The 725-nt window shown below is 25.9% G+C and carries 1 protein-coding gene; it reads left to right on the forward strand.

All coding sequences use genetic code 11. The features are described from left to right. Positions 1-309 precede the first annotated feature (309 nt). Positions 310-651, forward strand: coding sequence for a hypothetical protein (locus tag B0A64_RS24790; RefSeq protein WP_089482104.1), 342 nt, complete (start codon positions 310-312; stop codon positions 649-651). Positions 652-725 lie beyond the last annotated feature (74 nt).

Consider the following 725-nt stretch of genomic DNA (forward strand, 5'->3'; position numbering starts at 1 on the left):
GCGCAAATGTCTTTGACTTTACACTCACTATTACAATCAATAAAAAACAAAGCCACTTGATTAAAACGGAGTGGCTTTTGTTTTATACCATAATTTATTAAAGATCTTAAAACTTAAACAGTTGTATGTAATCTATTTGAAGTGCATCGCAGACTTTTTCTAAAGTAGAGAATTGTATTTTTTTTCAACTATTGAAAATCTTTTTTACTTTATTTTTCATCTTATCATATAAGATAACCGCTTTTTGAGAAATTATGACAAAATTTGAATAATCATAAAAGAAAGGATTAATTTAAAATAAGGTTATATATGGAAGCGAAAGAAATTAAAGATTTAGAATATCTTAGAAAATTAATGAGTCTGTATCTAAATACTTTAAAGACGCCAATCGATAATACAGAATATTATACTGCTCAAATCAAATTGTCAAATTATAGTGAGCTCGGCTGTATTATTAGCAATATGCTTAAATTATGCATTTTGGCATTGGATTCTGAAGCACAAAAAATTTCAGAGACAATCAAAAATCCTTCTATTAATGTTGCTCTTATTTTAGAAGTTGTACTTCAGCTTTTTCCTGTAGATGAATTTGAACTGCTAAGCGAAATTAATGAGTTCCTTATTGCAGATCTTGGTAGTATTAAGGAATAAATAATTATAAAATTGATCTTTTGATTTAAAAAAATATAAAACATTTATAATAATACAAAGCTTCAGAGAAATCT

It is taken from the genome of Flavobacterium araucananum (assembly GCF_002222055.1).
Classification (GTDB): domain Bacteria; phylum Bacteroidota; class Bacteroidia; order Flavobacteriales; family Flavobacteriaceae; genus Flavobacterium; species Flavobacterium araucananum.

What these genes read in the sequence shown, in the direction of transcription:
- B0A64_RS24790 (WP_089482104.1), top strand. Translation starts at nt 310, where the DNA reads ATGGAAGCGAAAGAAATTAAAGATTTAGAATATCTTAGAAAATTAATG.